General features: G+C 69.1%; 15 protein-coding genes. 5 read left to right on the top strand and 10 right to left on the bottom strand.

Annotation, left to right across the window (positions count from 1 at the left end):
• Window positions 1–117: 117 nt before the first annotated feature.
• Genes AC1RRS_RS06650 through AC1RRS_RS06635 form a run of 4 tightly spaced genes read right to left on the bottom strand, consistent with a single transcriptional unit; the run spans window position 118 to window position 2372 of the window.
• Window positions 118–795, bottom strand: a complete 678-nt coding sequence (locus AC1RRS_RS06650; protein ID WP_492854428.1) for an Isoquinoline 1-oxidoreductase subunit — start codon at window positions 793–795, stop codon at window positions 118–120.
• 28 nt (window positions 796–823) lie between these two features.
• On the bottom strand, window positions 824–1525 hold the full coding sequence (locus tag AC1RRS_RS06645) for a type 1 glutamine amidotransferase (RefSeq protein ID WP_492854427.1): 702 nt from the start codon (window positions 1523–1525) through the stop codon (window positions 824–826).
• A gap of 23 nt (window positions 1526–1548) precedes the next feature.
• Window positions 1549–2127, bottom strand: a complete 579-nt coding sequence (locus tag AC1RRS_RS06640) for a cob(I)yrinic acid a,c-diamide adenosyltransferase (protein ID WP_492854426.1) — start codon at window positions 2125–2127, stop codon at window positions 1549–1551.
• 47 nt (window positions 2128–2174) lie between these two features.
• The gene (locus tag AC1RRS_RS06635; RefSeq protein ID WP_487289870.1) at window positions 2175–2372 is read right to left on the bottom strand and encodes a twin transmembrane helix small protein; all 198 of its coding nucleotides are present in this window, start codon (window positions 2370–2372) and stop codon (window positions 2175–2177) included.
• Between the two features lie 310 nt (window positions 2373–2682).
• Here AC1RRS_RS06635 and AC1RRS_RS06630 point away from each other — a divergent pair, with 310 nt between their 5' ends.
• The 3 genes from AC1RRS_RS06630 (at window position 2683) to AC1RRS_RS06620 (ending at window position 4285) form a co-directional block, all read left to right on the top strand.
• On the top strand, window positions 2683–2901 hold the full coding sequence (locus tag AC1RRS_RS06630) for a CC0731 family SpdR-regulated protein (RefSeq protein WP_110119254.1): 219 nt from the start codon (window positions 2683–2685) through the stop codon (window positions 2899–2901).
• Entirely contained in the window at window positions 2898–3545 is a 648-nt protein-coding gene (locus AC1RRS_RS06625; RefSeq protein ID WP_110119245.1) for a TetR/AcrR family transcriptional regulator, read from the top strand. The genes AC1RRS_RS06630 and AC1RRS_RS06625 overlap by 4 nt, the downstream gene beginning before the upstream one ends.
• 134 nt (window positions 3546–3679) lie before the next feature.
• Window positions 3680–4285: a TetR/AcrR family transcriptional regulator gene (locus tag AC1RRS_RS06620; RefSeq protein WP_492854425.1), complete on the top strand. Its 606-nt coding sequence runs from the start codon at window positions 3680–3682 to the stop codon at window positions 4283–4285.
• A 169-nt stretch (window positions 4286–4454) separates the two neighbouring features.
• On the opposite strand, the gene AC1RRS_RS06615 is transcribed toward AC1RRS_RS06620, so the two are convergent.
• Window positions 4455–6146, bottom strand: coding sequence for an acyl-CoA dehydrogenase family protein (locus tag AC1RRS_RS06615; RefSeq protein WP_492854424.1), 1692 nt, complete (start codon window positions 6144–6146; stop codon window positions 4455–4457).
• Between the two features lie 168 nt (window positions 6147–6314).
• Entirely contained in the window at window positions 6315–7799 is a 1485-nt protein-coding gene (locus AC1RRS_RS06610; RefSeq protein ID WP_492854423.1) for a hypothetical protein, read from the bottom strand.
• A 257-nt stretch (window positions 7800–8056) separates the two neighbouring features.
• Here AC1RRS_RS06610 and AC1RRS_RS06605 point away from each other — a divergent pair, with 257 nt between their 5' ends.
• The gene (locus tag AC1RRS_RS06605; RefSeq protein WP_492854421.1) at window positions 8057–8632 is read left to right on the top strand and encodes an SH3 domain-containing protein; all 576 of its coding nucleotides are present in this window, start codon (window positions 8057–8059) and stop codon (window positions 8630–8632) included.
• Between the two features lie 279 nt (window positions 8633–8911).
• On the opposite strand, the gene AC1RRS_RS06600 is transcribed toward AC1RRS_RS06605, so the two are convergent.
• The 3 genes from AC1RRS_RS06600 to AC1RRS_RS06590 all read right to left on the bottom strand — a co-directional run bounded on the left by AC1RRS_RS06600 (window position 8912) and on the right by AC1RRS_RS06590 (window position 12454).
• Window positions 8912–9721 carry a CPBP family glutamic-type intramembrane protease gene (locus AC1RRS_RS06600; RefSeq protein WP_492854420.1) on the bottom strand — a complete coding sequence of 270 codons (810 nt, stop codon included), beginning with the start codon at window positions 9719–9721 and terminating at the stop codon, window positions 8912–8914.
• Complete coding sequence (locus AC1RRS_RS06595; protein ID WP_492854419.1) at window positions 9709–10827, bottom strand: Rieske 2Fe-2S domain-containing protein; 1119 nt, start codon at window positions 10825–10827, stop codon at window positions 9709–9711. Before AC1RRS_RS06595 ends, AC1RRS_RS06600 begins: the two co-directional genes overlap by 13 nt.
• A gap of 160 nt (window positions 10828–10987) precedes the next feature.
• The gene (locus AC1RRS_RS06590) at window positions 10988–12454 is read right to left on the bottom strand and encodes a M20 family peptidase (protein WP_492854418.1); all 1467 of its coding nucleotides are present in this window, start codon (window positions 12452–12454) and stop codon (window positions 10988–10990) included.
• A gap of 206 nt (window positions 12455–12660) precedes the next feature.
• Here AC1RRS_RS06590 and AC1RRS_RS06585 point away from each other — a divergent pair, with 206 nt between their 5' ends.
• Window positions 12661–13149 carry a nuclear transport factor 2 family protein gene (locus AC1RRS_RS06585; protein WP_492854417.1) on the top strand — a complete coding sequence of 163 codons (489 nt, stop codon included), beginning with the start codon at window positions 12661–12663 and terminating at the stop codon, window positions 13147–13149.
• Here AC1RRS_RS06585 and AC1RRS_RS06580 read toward each other — a convergent pair.
• Window positions 13146–13385: a DUF2188 domain-containing protein gene (locus AC1RRS_RS06580; protein ID WP_110119224.1), complete on the bottom strand. Its 240-nt coding sequence runs from the start codon at window positions 13383–13385 to the stop codon at window positions 13146–13148. The genes AC1RRS_RS06585 and AC1RRS_RS06580 overlap by 4 nt on opposite strands.
• Between the last annotated feature and the right edge of the window lie 19 nt (window positions 13386–13404).

The following is a 13404-nucleotide window of genomic DNA, read 5'->3' as shown; positions in this document are numbered from 1 at the left end:
CAAGCCGAGGTTGCGATCGATCCACGGTCACGCCTCATCCTGAAATCCAGCTTGGGTCCCCGCCTTCGCGGGGATGCGCGGATTTGAAGGTCGCGAACAGCCGAATGTCGATCCGCCCTAAGCCTTCGGGCACTTGGCGCCCGTATCGATCCAGGCCTGCACCAGCTCGCCCAGCTGGGCCTGCGTTCCCGGCGCGGGCTTGCGGCCCTCGCCGGGGGTCCAGCTCCAGCCGACCAGGTGGTCGTGGGCCATGTGCTGCTGCAGCTGGGCCAGTGTTTTGCCGCCGTTGCGGGCGGGATCCTTCAGCTGGGCGCAGATCGCCCCCAGCGACTTGCCCTGCCAGGCCATCTTCGCCGGCGCCACGGCCCACTTCGGATCGCCCGGCATGCTCTTGATGTGCTCGCCGAAGGTCGCGACGTTGGCCGGGCCGTGACACGACCGGCACGGCAGGCCGTCCGGCCCATGACCGGCCTCGCCGGCCACCATCGGCGGGTCGTGCGGATGCAAATCATCGCCCTGGGTCGGGACGCGCGTGGCGGGATGGCAGTTCAGGCAGCGCGGGCTCTGGATCACCTTGCCGGCCTCGGCGAACAGGGCCAGCGAGCGGGCGGCCGGGTCCTTGATCGACTGAAAGTCGGCGGCGGTCTTCAGCACGCCTGGGGGCACAACCGGGGACGGGGGCGGCGACGCGGCCTCGCCGGCCGGCGGCTCGCCCTGCGCCAGGGCCCCGACCGCCAGCGCCCCACCCGCAAGGGCGAGGCCGGCGATCAGCAGCAGGGCGGCGGGGCGGGACATCGGCATCTCCACCCTGCAACGGCCAGGATCAGGCGCCGGTTGCCTCGTTCAGGAAGCGCTCGATCCAGACGGCGATGCGGCGGCTGTCGTTGGGCGCGGCCAGCGAGGCCACCGCTGCGTCGGCCTCGACCTCCGAGAACCGCGTGCCGCGCCGGCTCTCGATCAGCGCCCTGGCGTAGGCGACGTCGAACTCCGGGTGGAACTGCATCGACATGGCCTTGTCGCCATAGGCCAGCACGCCGAACGGGGTGAAGGCGCTGCCGGCCAGCACTCGCCCGCCGGGGGCCAGGGCCACGACCTGGTCCTGGTGCGAACCCGGGGCGCTGACGCTGGAGCCGTCGTCCATCCAGCCGGCCGCGTGCGAGACCGCATAGCTCTGCAGGCCGATACCCCAGCCGCGCTCGGACTTCACGGCGCTGCCGCCGAAGGCCTCGGCCATCACCTGGTGGCCGAAACAGACCCCGACGATCGGCGCCTTGTCGCGGGCGTTGGCCAGGAAGCCCTTCAGGGGCGCGATCCACGGCAGGTCGTCATAGACGCCCGCCGAACTGCCGGTGACCAGCCAGGCGTCGCAAACGTCCACCGCCTTGGGCAGCTCGCCGGCCTGGACGTCGAAGGTCGTATAGTCGTGGACCGGCCCCAGCAGGCGCTGGAACATGCCGCCGTAACGGCCGTGGTCGGGGATCAGGCTTTCGGGCGGCTCGCCCGTCTCCAGGATACCAATACGCATCGTCTTCCCGTCGGGTCTTCCCGTTATCGCGTCGCGCCGGGCTTCCACAGCACGTCCCGCGCGCCGTCGGAATTGGCGCGTCGGGCGGCGACGAACAAGAGGTCCGACAGGCGGTTGAGATATTTCAGCGCCGGCTGGCCGACGATCTCGCCTTCCGTCGCGGCCAGGGCCACGCAGGTGCGCTCGGCGCGGCGGCAGACGGTGCGGGCCACGTGCAGGGCGGCCGACAGCGCCGAACCGGCCGGCAACACGAACGAGGTCAGGGGCGAGAGACGTTCGTTGATCAGGTCGATCTCGGCCTCCAGACGCTCGACCTGGGCCTCGACCACCCGCAGCGGCTCCCATTCGGGCTTTTCGTTCTGCTCGGGGGTGGCCAGATCCGCGCCAAGGTCGAAGAGGTCGTTCTGGATCCGCTCCAGCATGGCGTCGAGCTCGGGATCCTCGCTCGCGTGCTGGCGGGCGACGCCGATGAAGGCGTTGGTCTCGTCGACCCCGCCATAGGCCTCGACCCGCAGGGAGGCCTTGCTGACCGGCTCGCCCGTCGACAGCCGCGTCGAGCCCTTGTCGCCCGTGCGGGTATAGATGCGGTTCAGGACGACCATCCCGTTACCCTCTGAAACAAAGCTGCAAAATCAGCAGACTAGTGAAGCTAGCGGTGGCTCCACCAGAAGGCGGCCACCAGCACCAGCACGGCGACGAACTGCAGCACCACGCGCAGCCGCATCAGCCGGTTGGAATAGGACCGGCCAAAGTCGCCGCCGCGGAACAGGGCGTAGATCCCGACGCACAACGTCGCCAGCACGGCGAACAGAGCGACGGGGATCAGGATCTGGAACAGGTTAGCCATGGCGCCAACCTAGGCCGGAGCCCAAGGGAACGCCAGCGCAGCCCAACTCACCCCAAAGTTCACAGAACACGTTCGGCGAGTGTGTTCGTTGAGTGCATTTGTCGCATCGACGGATGATGAGCGCTACCATAGAACGAAAACCAGCCAAGGTTCATCGATTTTGGCTATATTTGTGGGTTGAAATCCCTTGCGCACAAGGGTAGACGGCCCCACCTGAATTCACAGTGCGCGTTCGTTGAACATGATCGACACCCAGCCGCGGATCGTTCAGCGCAGTTTGTTTCCGCGGTCGGTCTGGAGAGAAGACGACATGTCGCAGAGCGCCCGGCTCACCGCGGCTCCCTCCGAACGGGAAGAAGCCCTGGCGGAAGTCCGCCAACTGATCATCGACCTTCGAGACGCCGCCCAGGATGGGCGCGACCTCGCCCGCCGCTACGCCGACGTCCTTCAAAACGTCGTCGACGAGTACTGCATCGAATTTGAAAAGCGCGCTGAAGCCGCGCTCGCCCGCCTGGAGGCCGCCGCATGAGCTTTGTTTCCGTCAACATCGAGTCCGGTTCCGAAACCCCGGTGAAGCTGACCCGCCGGGCGCTCGCCAAGCAGCGCACCCGCGAACGCGTCCTGTCGGCCGCCCGCCAGCTGTTCAGCGAGCGCGGCTACGAGGGCGCCACGATCCGTGACATCGCCCAGGCCGCCGGCATGTCGACCGGCGCGGTGTTCGCCAGCTTCTCGGACAAGAGCGAGCTGTTCGACGAGATCCTGACCGCCGACTACGAAGTCATCTACGCCCAGATGAAGCAGGCGGCTCGCGACGGCGAGAACGTCGCCGACGCCCTGATCGGCCTGTTCGGCGTGGCCTACAGCTTCCACCTGGAGCAACTGCCGCTGCTGCAAGCCAGCATCGCCGTTTCCTGGACCCGTTCGGACGCCGCCGAGAAGCGCGCCCGCGGCGACATCAAGCACCTGTTCGCCCTGATCAACGACGCCCTGGAGCGCGGTGTGAAGGCCGGCGAACTGAAGGCCGACGTCAACACGAAACTCGTGGCCGAGATCGCCTGGGACGTGTATGTCGCCAACTATCGCCGCGCCGTCTTCGACGGTTGGACGGTCGAGAACCTGGTGGCTCACCTGCGCGAACAGCTCACGCTGATCCTCGCCGGCGCGCGCGCCTGAGGACGGTCCCGCCGGGGGGCGGATCGTCCCCCGGTCGGCCAGGCCAACGAAAAGAATGACGATGCGGACGTCCGTTGGGGTCGGGCGTTCGGGTCGATGTGCAATCAGCGCTGCGTGTCCGGAGGGGGAACTGCGTGGGCGTACGTGACGAACAGAAACAGGCGACGCGCGAGCGCGTGCTCGAGGCCGCGCGCGACCTGTTCAACGAGACCGGCTACGAAGAGACGACCATCCGCGCCATCGCCGAACGGGCGGGCGTGTCGGTGGGCAGCGTCTTCACGACCTTCGCCTCCAAGGCCGAAGTGCTCAGCCATGTGATGCAGCGGCGGCTTGGCGATCTCTATGCCGAGTTCGACCGGGTGCTGCCGTTCCTGCGCGGAACCACGGCGGATCGACTGTGCTCGATCTTCGCCATCCACTATGAGTTCGAGACGCGGCGGGTGCGGCTGTTCCTGGCCCACATCGCGGCTTCCTACAGCCCGACCAACGACCCGGGGGTCACCCCCTACGGCCGCAACGAACACCTGGCCGACATGCTGGAGATGGTGCTGCGCGACGGCGTCGGCCGCGGCGACGTGCGCCCCGACCTCGACTTCGCCCTGACCGTGGAAGTGCTGAAGGCCTGCTACGCCTCCAACTACCGCCTGGCGGCCGCCCAGGGCGCCGACGCCGCGACGATGTCGGCGGCCATGGACCGCCAGATCGGCCTGATCGCCAGCGGCTGGAGGCCTCGGGCGTAATCCCTCTCCCCTTGCGGGAGAGGGTGGCCCGCGAAGCGGGTCGGGTGAGGGGTCTCTCAGAAATCGAAGCTGCGTGCGGTGTCCAGGCTGGGTGAAGCGTCTCGCGTCTGAGAGACCCCTCATCCGTCGGTCTTCGACCGCCACCTTCTCCCGCAAGGGGAGAAGGACCCTAGTTCCCGTCTTCCAGCAGCCGCCGGGCGATGACCTGGGCCTGGATCTCGCCGGCGCCCTCGAAGATGTTGAGGATGCGGGCGTCGGCCAGCAGGCGGCTGGCGGCGTATTCCATGGCGAAGCCGTTGCCGCCGTGGATCTGCAGGGCGTTGTCGGCGGCGGCCCAGGCGACGCGGGCGGCGATCAGCTTGGCCATGCCGGCCTCAAGGTCGCAGCGCTTGCCCTCGTCCTTCTGGCGGGCGGCGAAATAGGTCAGCTGTCGCACGCCCATGATCTCGGCCGCCATCATGGCCAGCTTGTTGTGCACCCGGGGGAAGGCGAAGATCGCGTCGCCGAACTGCTTGCGGTCCAGCGCGTAGGACAGCCCGACCTCCAGCGCCGCCTGGGCAACGCCCACCGCGCGGGCGGCCGTCTGAATGCGGGCGCTCTCGAAGGTGGCCATCAGCTGCTTGAAGCCCTGGCCCGGCACGCCGCCGAGCAGGTTTTCGGCCGGTACGGCGAAACCGTCGAAGCCCAGCTCGTATTCCTTCATGCCGCGATAGCCGATGACGCCGATCTCGCCGCCGCTCATGCCCTGGGCCGGGAAGTCGTCGCCTTCGACGCCGCGCGGCTTGGGGGCCAGCAGCATCGAGAGGCCGCGATAGTCGGTGGTGGCCGGGTCGGTGCGCACCAGCAGGGTCATGACGTCGGCGCGGGCGGCGTGGGTGATCCAGGTCTTGTTCCCGGTCACCACATAGTGCTCGCCCTCCAGCACGGCGCGGGTGCGCAAGGACCCGAGGTCGGAACCGGTGTTGGGCTCGGTGAAGACGGCCGTCGGCAGGATCTCGGCGCTGGCGATCTTGGGCAGCCAGTACTGCTTCTGCGCTTCGGTGCCGCCGGTCAGGATCAGCTCGCCGGCGATCTCCGAGCGGGTGGCCAGCGAGCCGACGCCGATCCAGGCCCGCGACAGCTCTTCGGAGACCACGCACATGGCCGTCTTGCCCATGCCGCTGCCCCCGTATTCCTCGGGAATGGTCAGGCCGAACACGCCCAGCGCGCCCAGTTCCTCGACCAGCTCGATCGGGATCAGCTGGTCTTTCAGGTGCCAGTCGTGGGCGAAGGGCGTGACCTTTTCCTCGGCGAAGGCGTGGAACTGGTCGCGGATCATCTCGAAGGTCTCGTCGAGACCGGTGTGCTCGAGCGTAGGACGTCCTCGGGCCTCGGCCAGGCGCTGGGCGACGCGGGTCTTCACGGCCTGGGTCCCGCCCTCGACCATCAGCTTCATGATGCCGTTGGAGAACAGGCGGTTCATCACCGAGCGGTCGGTGACCAGGTGGGCGGGACGCACGATCTCGCCCTGGTTCATCGGCACGCCGCCGATCAGCTGGGCGGCGTATTCACTGAACAGAAGCTGGGCCAGCAGGGCCTCGATCTCGCCGAACCGCCCCTCGCCTTCCAGCCGCTCGGCCCAGCCGGCGACCTGGTTCATCAGCTCGGCATAGGCGGCGTACCAGCCAAAACCGTGCACGGCGTGCTGCTGGGCGTCGGCCAGCTTGCGGTCGATCCTGCCGTCCTCGCCGCTGACGCCCGCCTTCACCGCCGGCTTGGCCTCGGCCACGAACAGCTGGGCCGAGGTCGCCGCTTCGCGCAGCAGACCGGTCAGGCCGGGAAGGATCAGGGACTTGGACTCCTGGGCGACCGCGTCGGTCATGGCTCTCGAACTCCCCTGCGCCGTACTTCTATTTTTCCGGCACTCTGATCTCTTTCGCACCTGCGAGCAATGCCGCGACGCAGCATGCGGTTGCGCGCGGCATGGCCCTTAGATCAGGATCGGATCAGGAGAGCGCGCGCCCGCCCCGAAGGACGGGCGCGCGTCAGGCTACTTGGGCTTGGCGGCCGCGGGAGCCTTGGCGGTCGTCGTCGGCGGCACCACCGCCGCACCAGCCACCGCCCACGAGAAGTCGGCCTGGGTGTTGCTGGTGGTGAAGTAGGTCGTGTCGGTGAAGAACGAGATCGGCGCGGTGTAGTTCGCCGGATACGGCGCGTTCGCCGCGATCACCGCCACGCCGTGGCAGCTCATGCAGTTGGAGGTGATGCCCGACGGGATCTGGGTGCTGGTCTCCAGATAGGGGTTGAAGCACACCGTCATGGTCGAGCCGCCCGGCGTGGTCGTCTGGTCGTAGGCGGTGCAGCTGGCGTAGTTGTTCCACGGCGTCTTCAGCGTGGCGGGTTGGCCCTGCTTGCTGCCGGGGAAGCCGTTGGGCGTGTCGCCGCCCGGCTGCCACCAGAAGGTCTGCCAGGTCCAGAACGGGATCTCCTTGGTGTTGACGTGCATGGCCTGCAGCACCGCGTAATCGCCTTCGGCGGCGGACGGCGGCGGTACGGCGGGCGGCGGCGGCGGCTGGTTGGCCGCGTTGAAGGCGGCCGCCTCGGCCTTGCTGAGCTTGACCGCGTAGAAGGTGTCCAGCCCGCCCCACAGGTAGGTCTTGCAACCGCTGAAGTAGTTGAACCCGGCCGCGTCCTTGGCCTTGGCGGCCTCGTCCTTCGTGGCCGGCCGCACCGCGCCCTTGTAGGTCGGGTCGATCAGCACGCAGGTGGTCCAGGTCGGCGGCATCGGGTTGGTCGCATTGGTCGAGCCCGACGGCCCCTGCCACAGGGGCTGGATCGTCAGGCCCGTGGCCTTGACCAGGCCGAACACCGGCTTGAGTTCGATGCCCCGCACCGGAAAGACATTGATCGTGCGGTTCTGGGCCGGCGTCGTGGCCGGCCAGGCCGCGTTCAGCAGGCCCAGGTCGTTGCCGTTGGAATAGGTGTAGGTCCCGCCCGGTCCCTGTTGGGTCGAGTCGATGAAGGCGGCCGCCTCGGGGCTGAACTTGTTGAACGCGGTGATGGCGCCGTCGAACTGCGGGCTGGGGATCCCGCCCCGGCCGTGGTGGAACTGGTTGGGCGAGATGAACTGGTGCGGCGAGCGCGGCGCCTTCACCCGGTCGGCCACGGTCGTCTTGGGCGTATTGGCCGTCGCCTGCAGGCCGGTCGGAGCCGGCGGGAACACTTCGTTGCTGCCGGCCCAGGTGTCCCAGATGGGCAGGTCCTGGCCGTTGAACACCTGGCCGGACGGCTGCGACATGGCCTGCCAGATCTGCCAGGCGTGGTTGCGGATGGCCGCGGTGTCGCTGTTGTTGATCCAGCCCTGGATCGTGGCCTGGGCGACCGGATAGTCGGCGGTGGTCGGCAGCGGCACGGGCGTGATCACCGCCGCATCCAGCAGGACCTCGGGCTTGGACGCTTCCGGAGCCTTGCCGCAGCCCCACAGTCCCGCGCCCAGCACAACGGCCGCGGCCGCCGCGAAAGCGATCTTCCTCATGACATCCCTCCCCGACGCGGTGTTGCGGGCCGCGTGGCGGCCGCATCATGACGCATGACGATCCTTCTGGTTGTGTATTTCGACACCACGACCCCAGGGGCGCGAAAAGCGCCGCCTGACCGGTCTCCGCGAAAAATTTCAACATGAACGAATTCTGTCGAACGACCTGACGGCGCGGTTCAGCTTCGCCCTGCCATGTTGCGTCTCACGGGGCCGACGCGCCCCGGCAAAATCATAAGGGACGAAGGACACTCGCCATGCAAAAGACCACCACTCTGAAGACCATCGGTCTGACCATCGCCGCCGCCGCCACCGCCTTCACCATGGCCGCGGCCCCGGCCGCCAACGCCGTCGAACAGCGCCTGGGCGGCGTCGTCGGCTGCCAGGCCTCGGGCAAGAAGCAGGAAACCGGCGCCGTGATCGGCGGCCTGCTGGGCGCCGTCGCCGGTTCGAACCTGGCCAAGAACGACCGTGGCACGGGCACCGCCATCGGCGCCGTGGTCGGCGCGGGCGCCGGCTCCTACGTCGGCTGCAACATGCAGAAGAAGGACGCCGCCCGTGACGTCGGCGGGGCCTACAAGACCAGCAACGGCATCCGCATCTCGCACAACATCGACGATGCGCCGATGACCAAGATCAGCGGCAAGTACGTCGCCCGCTCGAACCTGAACCTGCGCGCCTCGGCCTCGACCCGCGGCCAGCGCGTCGGCTCGGTCGTCACCGGCGAGACCTTCCAGGCCCTGGGTCGCACCGGCGACGGCAAGTGGATCCTGGTCGGCCAGAACGGCGTCGGCGTCGGCTACGTCTCCAGCGCCTACGTCTACCGCGCCTAACGAACGCTAGGGGCGCGCCCCCAACCCCGTCCCCCGCGCGCTCCGTGCGAGCCCGCCTGGCCCTTCCCCCCCTGGCCAGGCGGGCTTTTCGCGTTTGAGGCCCCTCCACTCCCGTCATTCCCGCCCTTGTGGCGGGAACCCCTGGTTACGTTCGCAGATGAAGAGCCAGCGGACTGCTCAGCAGTCCGCCCCGCTTGCCCTTGCGGCTGACAGAGGGTTTCCCGCCACAAGGGCGGGAATGACGGGAGGAAGGGAGGTTGGATTGGAGCACCCGCCCCCTCACCCCAGCGCGCTGACGCCGCCCAGCCAGGTCTGCCAGACCACCACGAAGCCGCCGTGCAGCAGCACCGCCGGCCACAGCGATCCCGTCCGCAGCCGCATGGCGGCGCAGGCCAGGCCCAGGATCGCCGTGCACAGCAGGAAGTCCCAGCGCAGGAACGTCGTCGCGTGCGGCAGGAAGGTCAGGGTCTCCAGCGGATGCCAGGCGACATAGAGCGCCGTCGAGACGGCGACCCACAGCCAGGGCCTGCGCGTCTCGTCGCGGCCGGGCAGCAGCAGGCCGCGGAACGGAAGTTCCTCGCCCAGGGCCGGGATGATCCAGACCAGCAGCGGCCTTAGCGGCAGGCCCGGCGCCGTCTCGGTCAGGCGATAGAGGCCGGTCGAGAACCCGATCGCCGCCATCACCGCGCCGCAGATCACGGCCGCGATCGCGCACCACCGCCAGCCGGCCGCGTCGGGCAGGATCCGCAGCAGCAAGGCCAGCCGGCGAGCGACCAGGCGAAGCGGCGTCGAAGGCGGTTGGGGCGCCGGCGGCCGCCCGCGCACCTCGGCGAGCCGCACGATCACGGCCTCAACGACCTCTTTCGGCCCCTCGATCGACAGGCCGACATAGGTCTCGGCTTCGACCACCACGACGCCGTGGGCGGTCTCCCACGCCTCGTGCGAGACGTCCTGCGAGCCGCCGACGCCGGACCAGCGGTTCTTCAGCGTCGCGCCGCTTTCCAGCAACGCCGTCAGCAGCGCCGCGCGCAGATCGCGGTCGTATTCGTCGCCCAGATGGACGCCAAGCCGGTCGCTCAGCTGCGCCACTTCAGCGTGGTTTCCTTGACCGGATTGACGAAGGGCCGGCCCTCGGTCCGGCTGGCGACCCATTCGCGCTTCAGCTGCTGGTACCACTTGGCCTGGGTGTCGGCGTCGTCGATCCAGATCAGGGCCGGGTCGTACTTCAGCCCCTCGTTCTGCAGGTTCACCATGCGGCCGTCCTGGCGCAGGAACTCGCGGGCGAAGGGGGCGATCAGGGCGCGGAAGGCCATCACCGGATGGTCCGACCAGATCAGCTGGCTGATCCGCGTGCTGGTCTCGGTCAGCGGCGTCAGGCAGGTCAGGGCCAGCACCTGATGCTTGCCCACCACGATATGCTCCCAGCGATAGCCGGGCAGGCGGAAGGTGATCTCGATCTCCGGCGCGCCGCCGAGGATGTCGTAGAGGCGGTTGGCCTTGCTGCGCCCGTGGCGACGCATGACGAAGCCTTCGGTAGACGGCGCGAAGACCTTGGTCTTCTCCGACTGGCGCTTGGACGAGCGGGCCCACCAGGCCTCGTGCACATAGGGGGCGTGGGTGGGGTCCATCAACCCGACCACCGCGTGGTCCATGTGGGTCTCGAAGATCATCGAGTCGACGATCTTGGCCTGTCCGCCCACCACGCCGGGAAACTCGGGCGGCGGCTCGGGCGGCTCGCCGTCGAAGCGCGGGTCGGCGCTGATCCAGACGAACACCATCCCCTGGCTCTCGGCCGCGGGGTAGCGCCGCACGCGGATGCGCGAGACCTCCAGGCTCTGGTCGCTGGTCAGCGAGGGGATGGAGGCGCAGACGCCGTCCGAACCGAACCGCCAGCCGTGATAGGGACACTCGACGCTGGAGCGGCCGTCGGCCTCCTGCGTCAGCTTGCCGCCCGACAGCGGCGCCGCGCGGTGCGGGCAGACGTCGCGGATGGCGAACACCTTGCCGTCCTTGCCCCGGCTGACCAGCACCGGCTCGCCGAGGATCTCGTAGCGGGTGAGCTTGCCGGTCTTCACCTCGCGCGACAGAGCCGCGTAATACCAGGCGTCGAACAGGAAGCCCTTGCCGAACTTGGCGGGCGGGGCCTTGGCGGCGCCGGCGGCAGTGGAAGCGATACGAGCGTCGTCGGCGGGCATGATCGGGGTTCTAGCGTCAGTAGCCTGGCATTTTAAGGGCGCGAACTTTTTTACCCGTAAAATCGGGGACCCAGGCTTTCTCGGAAGCCTTGGATGCTCGACGATAAAACACCTGGGTCCCCGCTTTCGCGGGGATTTTACGGGAGAGGTATGGACGCGATCAGCGCCCCGCCGTCTCCACCAGCCGCTGGTAGAAGCGCACCATCTCCTCGAGGTTGGCCACGGTCATGTGCTCGTTGGTGCCGTGGATCATCTTGGTGCCGTCCATCGACAGGGTGATCGGCTGGAAGCGGTAGATGTCGTCGGCGATCGGCGACATGAAGCGGCTGTCGGTGGCGGCGATGACGAGGCCCGGGGCGACCGGCGCGCCGCTCTCGTCGCCGGCCAGCGAGGCCAGGGTCTTCCAGCCGCCGGAAGAGGTCGACGACACCGGCGAGGGATCGTTGGGCTGGCGCTCCCAGGCGAAGGTCACCGGCAGGTCGCCGACGGCCTTCCTGGCGCGGGCCATGACGGCGGCCGCGGTGTCGCCGGGCGCGATGCGGTAGTTGATCCAGGCCGTGGCGTCCTGCGGCAGGACGTTGTCCTTGGGCGAGCCCTTCAGCATGGTCGGGGCCGTGGTGGTGTGCAGCATGGCCGCCCCGGCCGGCGAGCGGGCCGTCTGCTTGATCAGCAGCGGCGAGAACAGCCAGGTGTTGGCCGCCGCCATCTTCACCACCGGCGAGGCGCTGGGGGCCAGGGCCTTCAGCATGTCGGCGCCGGGGCCCGAGAACGTCATCGGATGCGGATGGTCGGCGATGGCCAGCACGGCGCGGGCCAGGGTGGTCACGCCGGTCTGGGCGGGCGGGGTCGAGGAGTGGCCGCCCGGCGCCGGGGCGGTGATCCGCATCGTGCCGTAGCCCTTCTCGGCCACGCCGATGATCGCCGCCGGACCCTGGGTGACCGGATTGTCGGCCACCACCACCATGCCCTCGTCGAGCACGAACCAGGCCTTGACGCCCCGCGCCTTCAGCGTGGCCGCCACGGCCCGGGCGCCGGCGCCGCCGACCTCCTCGTCATGGCCGCTGGCGATGATGACGGTGCGTTTGGGCGTGAAACCGCCGGCCGCCAGGCCATCGACCGCCTCGAAGAGGCCGATCAGCGAGCCCTTGTCGTCGACCGAGCCGCGGCCCCAGACCGCGCCGTCGGCCACCACGCCGGCGAACGGCGGATGCTTCCAGTCCTTCTCGGTGCCGGGCGTCACAGGCACCACGTCCTGGTGGGCCATCAGCACCAGCGGCGGCAGGGACGGGTCCGAGCCCTTCCAGGTGTAGATCAGGGCGTGGCCGCCGACGACCTCGCGGGTCATGGCCTTGTGGGCGGCCGGATAGGTGGCCTGCAGCCAGGCGTGCAGGGCGTCCCATTGCGCCAGATCGTTCTGCGCGGCGTCCTGGTGGCTGACGGTCTGGAAGCGGACCGCCTCGCCCAGGTGGGCGGCGGCCTTGGCGGCGTCGAACGGACGGGCGGCGGCCAGGGGAACGTCACCGGCCGGGGCCGGCGGCTTGAAGGTCGCCGTGCGCACCGCGACCACACCGGCCAGCACCGCCACGACGCCGACCGTGCCCAGCGCGACCTTGCTCTTCCACCCCATGACGCCCCTCCGCGAATGTCAGGGCGCGACTGTGCGACGGGGCGGCGGGGTTGCCAATCCCCATTTCGATACGTGATGGATCGAAATAGTCTCTCGATCCTTCTCCGCCATTTCCGCTCGGCTCGCGGAAAACGGGCGCGCCCCTTCCGCGAAACCGTGGTTTGTTGCCCCGCTCCCTTTCGCGAGCGGCCCTATCGGAGACTTCCATGATCGCAGCCATGCTCGCCGCCATCGCGCTCGGCGGCGCGGTCTCGCCGACGCCCTCGACGGGCGCCCCCGTGGCTGACAGCCCCGCGCCGCAGGCGTTCGATCCGGCGACCGTGAAGGCGGTCGAGGCCGCGGTCTATGACTATGTAGACGGCCAGCTGGAGGGCGATCCGGCCCGCGTCGCCCGCGTCCTGCACCCTGACCTGGCCAAGCGCGCCGTACGCTCGCGGCCGGATCCGGACGAAACCCTGGGCCTGCGGCGCATGAGCCGCGACGAGCTCGTGGACCTGACGCGGCAGGGCGCCCTACGCACGCCCCGCGAAAAGTGGGACCGCAGCGTGAGGGTCCTGGACGTCGCCGGCAACGCCGCGGTGGCGCGCGTGGAGACGCCCTGGTTCGTCGATCACCTCAATCTGGGTCGGTTCGGGGACCGCTGGGTGATCGTCAACGCCCTGTGGTTCCCCAAGCCGCAGCCGGCGAAGTCCTAGTCCTTCACGTGCGTCGTCGGACGGTCGTGGCCGTCCGACAGCTCCTCGCGCCACTGGCCGCGCTCGTCCTCATAGGTGATGCCGACCGTGTCGCCCGCCACCTTCTGCTCGCCGGCCGCGCGCTTGGCGGCGGCCAAGGCCGCGTCGTGCGTCCGGAAGGTCTCGGAGAACACCGCGCCCAGCTTGTAGGCCCAGCCGCCGTCGTGCTCGACGATGGTGTAGGTGATGTCGGTCATGGGCGATGCTCCTTCAGAG

It is taken from the genome of Caulobacter sp. GW821-FHT12A07 (genome assembly GCF_058807655.1).
This window is presented reverse-complemented; position numbering and strand designations above follow the sequence as displayed.

Bases quoted from the DNA above. Each gene is read 5' to 3' on its own strand.
- AC1RRS_RS06645 (WP_492854427.1), bottom strand. From the start codon at position 1,525: ATGCGTATTGGTATCCTGGAGACGGGCGAGCCGCCCGAAAGCCTGATC.
- AC1RRS_RS06615 (WP_492854424.1), bottom strand. From the start codon at position 6,146: ATGACCGACGCGGTCGCCCAGGAGTCCAAGTCCCTGATCCTTCCCGGC.
- AC1RRS_RS06585 (WP_492854417.1), top strand. From the start codon at position 12,661: ATGATCGCAGCCATGCTCGCCGCCATCGCGCTCGGCGGCGCGGTCTCG.
- AC1RRS_RS06630 (WP_110119254.1), top strand. From the start codon at position 2,683: ATGTCGCAGAGCGCCCGGCTCACCGCGGCTCCCTCCGAACGGGAAGAA.
- AC1RRS_RS06590 (WP_492854418.1), bottom strand. From the start codon at position 12,454: ATGGGGTGGAAGAGCAAGGTCGCGCTGGGCACGGTCGGCGTCGTGGCG.
- AC1RRS_RS06640 (WP_492854426.1), bottom strand. From the start codon at position 2,127: ATGGTCGTCCTGAACCGCATCTATACCCGCACGGGCGACAAGGGCTCG.
- AC1RRS_RS06610 (WP_492854423.1), bottom strand. From the start codon at position 7,799: ATGAGGAAGATCGCTTTCGCGGCGGCCGCGGCCGTTGTGCTGGGCGCG.
- AC1RRS_RS06635 (WP_487289870.1), bottom strand. From the start codon at position 2,372: ATGGCTAACCTGTTCCAGATCCTGATCCCCGTCGCTCTGTTCGCCGTG.
- AC1RRS_RS06650 (WP_492854428.1), bottom strand. From the start codon at position 795: ATGTCCCGCCCCGCCGCCCTGCTGCTGATCGCCGGCCTCGCCCTTGCG.
- AC1RRS_RS06625 (WP_110119245.1), top strand. From the start codon at position 2,898: ATGAGCTTTGTTTCCGTCAACATCGAGTCCGGTTCCGAAACCCCGGTG.
- AC1RRS_RS06595 (WP_492854419.1), bottom strand. From the start codon at position 10,827: ATGCCCGCCGACGACGCTCGTATCGCTTCCACTGCCGCCGGCGCCGCC.
- AC1RRS_RS06580 (WP_110119224.1), bottom strand. From the start codon at position 13,385: ATGACCGACATCACCTACACCATCGTCGAGCACGACGGCGGCTGGGCC.
- AC1RRS_RS06605 (WP_492854421.1), top strand. From the start codon at position 8,057: ATGCAAAAGACCACCACTCTGAAGACCATCGGTCTGACCATCGCCGCC.